The organism is Zymomonas sp. (genome assembly GCF_020216885.1).
GTDB lineage: Bacteria > Pseudomonadota > Alphaproteobacteria > Sphingomonadales > Sphingomonadaceae > Zymomonas.
In genome coordinates this window covers 1-6110 of the sequence record NZ_JAIWON010000161.1, presented here as the reverse complement: position 1 = coordinate 6110, position 6110 = coordinate 1, and the positions used below count along the sequence as shown (strand labels likewise).

Below are 6110 nucleotides of genomic sequence, written 5' to 3'. Positions count from 1 at the left end.
ATCACCGATCGGATGCCGAAAGATGGCGGTTAAAGCCTACGGATTCGCGACGGAAGCCTTCTGCTTATTTTCTGCCTATTGGCACCCTCCGCCTTTTGCTAAAGGCTGATATCTCAAAATTTTAAGAGAATAGTCTTTTTACCTAGTCGCATTCTATCTAATGCGATTGGTAGCATAAGAGATAAGAGAAACGCCTTTTCCCACATCCGCTTGGCCTAGGCGTAATATTACCGAGGAAAGACACGAATTTACCTTGGATAAAAATTGATAATGAGAAGTATTCTTTATCAAAAGAAATATTAAGATAGCTATAGATCAACAATCTGAAGGATATAACATTTAGATTCAATCTTTTTTAAAAATCAATAATCCATTTTTATGCGACAGCATAATATTTAGAAAAGACTTGAACTTTGATGACCTTTCCTAGGTGAAATCTATTTCTAAAAAATCGTCAATTGTTATGTTGGATATGATTTTATATCTGTTCCTATTCAAAATCAGAGGTAATCTAACCATAGATTCGTGATTTTGCACTTACCCCATCATGCACGGAGGCAAGAAAAAATCAATTTCCCCTATAGGGAAAGATATTATTTGTAATAATAATATGAAATATATAAATATATATACGCACTAAAATTTTAATATTATAGCGTATTTCAATGTCATTTCAGTGATGGGCGGATTTATGGAGCGGGGAATGCCAAAAACAGAGGTCTCCCAAAAAACTATCGAAATAACGGCAGGTAAAGCTTTTGCCATTTATCTGTTCTGTTTGATGGGGATTATTGCGCTTTTCACCTTATCCAACTTCAAAATAATGCCTGTTATCGTCTCTTTTTTCGTCTATTTTTTATGCGGACATCTTCTTAATAAATGGGTGTTATCAAGGATAATGCCCCATCAGTCTGTTTACAGAACGTTTTTTCATCTTTTAAAAGACAGAATTCGGTCGTTTTTTTTCTGGCCACTTTGCTATATTTTGTTCTTTATTGATCTCGTATTTTACAAGCATCTCTAAATTTTTAGTCACTATTGTATTAGCGAAGAGGCCCCTCGGCTTTGCGATCAAAAAATTGCCGAACATAGGGGTTGTCGGTTGTCCGAAGATCTTGGGTATTACCTGTCCAGATAATCCGCCCTTCATGCAGGAAGGCAATCTTATCTGCAATTTTGCAAACCGATGCCATGTCATGGGTAATGGTAATCGCGGTCATGCCATTATCGCGGACAAGGCTAAGCGTTAAGTCATCAATGACATCAGACCGAATGGGGTCTAATCCTGCGGTCGGTTCGTCAAACAATAGAATTTCCGGTTTAGCTGCAATCGCCCGCGCAATTGCTACCCGTTTTTGCATCCCCCCCGATAATTCCCCAGAACGGAGATTGAGAATCCGGTCATCCAATCCGACCCGTGCGAGATATTCGCTCGCCAATTTTTGCATTTTGGCGGTATCGCGTAAGTGACCTTGGGTAATGGCAAAGGTAATATTACGCCAGACAGGCAAAGAATCGAATAATGCCCCGCCTTGAAACAGCATCCCGATATGATCGCGAATAGAGGCCAGTTGGCTTTGGGACATGGTTTCAATATCCTGCCCCTCTATTTCGATAGAACCGGCATCCGCTTCGATCAGACCTAATATGGTTTTCAGCAAAACCGATTTGCCGCCGCCGGACTGGCCGATAATGACAACCGATTGTCCTTTGTCGATATCAATATCTACATCTTGCAAAACAGCGTGGTCGCCAAAAGATTTTTTTAACCCGCGAATTCGGATGAGAGGCTGTGTCTGAGGCATAAAAATCTTTATCCGAAAAAGAACATGGTGATCATCAGATTTGAAAACAGGATCATGATAAAGGCGCTGACCACCGCCCGCGTTGTTGAACGTCCAACACCTGCCGCGCCGCCAGTGGCAAAAAAGCCGTTATAACAGCCCAATAAGGCGACCAGAAAACCGAAAACTGCCGATTTGACAAGCGCCATATGGACATCTTCAGCTTTTAGAAATTCACGTGTTACCTTGAGATAATTTTCAGGGTTAAAGCCCAATTTGCTGATCGAAAGAAGATAGCCCCCGAAAATGCCGATGACATTGGCCAACATCACCAAGAAAGGCAAAGCGAGGGTAGCGGCATAAAGACGGGGTGCCAAAAGATAGCGATAGGGATCTGTATGCAGCGTTTCCATCGCGTCAATTTGCTCGGTCACCCGCATAGCACCCAATTCAGCGGCAATCGCAGAAGTAACCCGACCGACCACCATCAATCCGACCAAAACGGGGCCTAATTCCCGAACCATACCAATGACAACCGCCGCCGGAACAGTCGATTGCGCGGAAAAACGGCTGGCCGCAGCATAGACCTGTTGCGCCAAAGCTGATCCGGTAAAAACAGCGGTTAAGGCCACAACCGGAAGAGAATTCCAACCGATTTCGAAAAATTCGTGGAAAAAACGACCCGGATAATAAGGCGGTAAAGCGCCTCTCAACAAAATCGTCATTCCGAAACGGGCTATCCGACCGATGCCAGCCAAAAAAGCAATAAACAAGCGACCAATGGCGGCCAAGCACCGAATAGGGAAAAGCAATGCTGATCCTCTCTCTATATTATTAGATAATGGCGGCATTTATATTGCCTGCCAGACAGATTGGTAACGATGCCCCAAGCCCGTCAGTAATTCATATTGGGATAATCCGGTCTGTTGTGAGGCCGAGGGCAAGTCAAAATCAACCGAGAACCAGTCACCTTCTTTAGCCGTCAATGTATCCGGTAAGGCAACTGTTATCATATCCATAGAAACCCGACCGGCCAAAGGACATAGAATGCCGTCTTTTCGAGCATGGCCTTTTTCAAAGAAAGCCCGCCAATAACCATCAGCATAACCGACATGCAAAATAGCGACCCGCATTTTTCGAGGCGCAGAAAAACAGGCACCATAGCCAATCGCGTCACCAGCGTTGACCTCTCTTACCTGAATGGCTTGGGCGGCAATACCGACTACGGGTTTCAGAATATCTTTGGACTGCGGGACAGGCAGGCCGCCGTAAAGCGCCAAGCCCGGACGCGCCAGATCAAAATGATAGTCTTTACTGAGAAAAATACCGGCAGAATTGGCCAGACTATAGCATTTCGCCTGTTTTCGAGCTGCTAAGAGACGAAAGCGTTCAAGCTGTTTTTGATTGAGGGGATGATCTGGATCGTCCGCACAAGCCAGATGACTCAAGATATTATCGATAGAAAGACCGTCAAGCAGGCCGGAACCCGCCTCTTCCATCGAAAGACCCAGCCGATTCATACCCGTATCCACCATGACATCGCAGGGACGGTTCGGCGCGTAAGCTTTCCAGCGCGCAATCATCACCGGACTACATAAAACAGGCTTGACCGGTGAATTTAGAGCATAGCTGAGATCTTCTTCCCTTAGGCCGTGAAGGACAGAGAGGGAGAAATCCTTTTCCGAGCTATCGAGTAAGCGTGCCTCATCCCAACTGGAAACAAAAAAATCGCGACATCCGGCTTGTGCCAGATAATGACGAACGCGTTCAGCCCCTAAACCATAGCCATTAGCCTTGATCGCGGCACCACAATGACCAGCCGTTATCCGGTTCAAACTTTGCCAGTTTGCCATCAGGGCTGATTTGTCTAATTCCAGACGGAGGGGAGAAGAAATCTGCACCCTTTTTCAATAAGACTGAAAAAGCAGTCAGGCAAGCACCGAAATCGGCTTTATACCTGACTGCTTTTCATCATGGATCAAAATTAGTTTTTAGGCGCGAGTAAATCCTCGAGATAGCTATGGGTTTTATCGATTTTCTCAAGATGCGGATAGCGCAAGCCATCATAATAAGGAATCGCGATATCCCGATAATTATCGCCTTGCTTTATCAGCAATTTGATCGGCGTCTTATTGGCCTTGGCATTTTTGATCGCTGTTTTTAACAGATCATTGCTAAAGGCATGACCATCAACCGCGACCAATTCACTGCCCACAGTCAATCCAGCGTTAAAGGCAGGGCTATCCCACATAACCGAAGAGACTTTGCCTTTTTCAGAGGTCGATAACCCCAAAGAGAAAGACAACTCGGCCATATGGCGCGAGCCTTCAACGCCTTTGATCCAGTCGGTCGGCTCATCACTGTAAACCAGTTTGTAACCGCCGCGCGTGATCCAGTCTAAAGGCGCGTGGGTCGAACGTTGATTCAAACGCTGGTTAAAGAAAGATGCCCAGTCATAAGGCATGATGTCATTTAAGGTTTTGACAACATCGTCAAAATTATAGGTTAACTCACCCCAATCACGGTCACGCATTCCGAAAAAGGCTTTCGCAAAATCGTCAAGCGAATGTTTGCCATGAGTCTGTTGCCGGAGCAGGCTATCAACATCAAGCCAGATTAACTGACCTTCACTGTAGTAATCTTCGGAACGTTGCCAGCTTAGCCAAGCTTTGGGACGGCGTTGCGAAATAATCGGATCATTAGTGGTATCTTCCACCGGACGCCAGCGGCGGCCTGCCCGATTGTCGTAAGTGGCTGCCACCAAAGCCAAGGCTTCCAACGCATCTTTTTGTTGCCACAGACCAGAACGTGCGGCCAACACATAGCCCCAAAACTGGGTTTGACCTTCATAGACCCAAAGGAGACTATCTCGCATTGGCGTTTTATAGTCTGGTGTCCAAAGGTCAGCGGGGCGGCGATATTTACCATTCCAGCTATGGTTATATTCATGGGCGAGGAGATCGCGACCAACGGCGGATTTATCCCATTTCGAGAAGTAATCAGCCCCTTCCCCGTCTTCGGAAGATTGGTGATGTTCCAAACCGATACCGCCGAGCTTTTCGGACAAGGCCAGCAAGAAATCATAATGGCTATAATGCTGTGCGCCATAGAGTTTAACGGCTTGGGTGATTAACTGACGATGGGCATTAAGCTGCTTGTCCGTCATCACCATATCTTCAGGCTTGTCTGCAATAAGATTAAGGCGAACCCCCGGCGCAAGGGTTTCTGTCCGCGTATAACGACCCGCCATTACCGGAGAATCAATCAGCGTATCAAAATCCGTGTTTTTATATTGGACAACATTGGGAGCCTGTCCATCAGGCGTGATGCCAGAAATTTCCAAGGCAGAAGCCGATTTCCACCCCGTTGGATAAATAACGGTCGGCTGTATCTGGATTTGGCGAGTAAAATATCCGGCAGGATATAAGGCCAGCGTATTCCACTGCAAATTAACCATTTCCGGTGTGGACTGGATTCGTCCCTGCGACTCCGCAGTCGGGGAGAGATATTGATATTGAGCGGTGATTTCGGTTACGCCTGCCGGAATATCCAGATGAAAGGCATAAACATCAACAGAGTCACGCTGCCAAGGAATAACCTGATTATTAGCGGTGACAATCAAACCTGCCAATTTTTCGATGGGGCCTGACGGACTATGATGTCCCGGCAACCATTCAGGATAGAGCAGAGTCAGCGCGCCAGCCTGAACAGGAATCGTTTCCGTTACCCGAACAATGCCGCGCTGAGTGTCTGTGGCATCGACATTAAGACGAATGAGGCCGTGATAAGGCTTGTCAACCGCAGCCGGAATCGTTTCAGATATCGCCATAGGTTGTGGTGCAGAATTTCCAGCCGGTATCGCTTGCGCCTGCCAAGCGATGGCACTGGTCGCCAGCAAAAATAGCAAGGAACGCTTCATAAAAATATATCCCCCCGTTGAATCATTGTTTCCAAAACAACATCATCTTACTGATTTTTGTTTAAAAACAACAAAGATTGTCTCAATGAGACTGTAAATAGATAAAATATCCGCTTCCACATAAAAGCGGCAAAAATTTTCAAAATTTCTTTTATTTTTTCATTATGGCTGCAAATTTTTTTGTCTTTTTGCGTTTTTTCACGAAGGCTTGCTCTGCCTTTTTGAGCAGAAAAAAGAACAAGCTGCTTTTGGTGCAGCGTTTGAGGCAATTTATTAGATCAAAAATGGAAACGATAATTTTCTTTTTTTTCTATTTTTATTATGGATGAATATCCCTATTTCGGCAGAGCGGGTGGCGGTAGCACTTCCCCCCCCTCCTCCTCAAGCTACCGCGACCCCCATAGCTT

Annotated in this window: 4 protein-coding genes; all 4 read right to left on the bottom strand. The window is 45.7% G+C overall.

From position 1 onward, the window contains the following. Positions 1-1043: 1043 nt before the first annotated feature. The 4 genes from LDL18_RS08500 to LDL18_RS08485 all read right to left on the bottom strand — a co-directional run bounded on the left by LDL18_RS08500 (position 1044) and on the right by LDL18_RS08485 (position 5703). Positions 1044-1805 carry an ATP-binding cassette domain-containing protein gene (locus LDL18_RS08500; RefSeq protein ID WP_296508720.1) on the bottom strand — a complete coding sequence of 254 codons (762 nt, stop codon included), beginning with the start codon at positions 1803-1805 and terminating at the stop codon, positions 1044-1046. A gap of 8 nt (positions 1806-1813) precedes the next feature. Further along, positions 1814-2635, bottom strand: coding sequence for an ABC transporter permease (locus tag LDL18_RS08495; protein WP_296508718.1), 822 nt, complete (start codon positions 2633-2635; stop codon positions 1814-1816). Continuing rightward, complete coding sequence (gene alr, locus LDL18_RS08490) at positions 2636-3685, bottom strand: alanine racemase (protein ID WP_296508716.1); 1050 nt, start codon at positions 3683-3685, stop codon at positions 2636-2638. Between the two features lie 83 nt (positions 3686-3768). Beyond that, on the bottom strand, positions 3769-5703 hold the full coding sequence (locus LDL18_RS08485; RefSeq protein ID WP_296508714.1) for a peptidase M61: 1935 nt from the start codon (positions 5701-5703) through the stop codon (positions 3769-3771). Positions 5704-6110: the final 407 nt, after the last annotated feature.

Bases quoted from the DNA above. Each gene is read 5' to 3' on its own strand.
- LDL18_RS08485 (WP_296508714.1), bottom strand. From the start codon at position 5,703: ATGAAGCGTTCCTTGCTATTTTTGCTGGCGACCAGTGCCATCGCTTGG.
- LDL18_RS08495 (WP_296508718.1), bottom strand. From the start codon at position 2,635: ATGCCGCCATTATCTAATAATATAGAGAGAGGATCAGCATTGCTTTTC.
- LDL18_RS08500 (WP_296508720.1), bottom strand. From the start codon at position 1,805: ATGCCTCAGACACAGCCTCTCATCCGAATTCGCGGGTTAAAAAAATCT.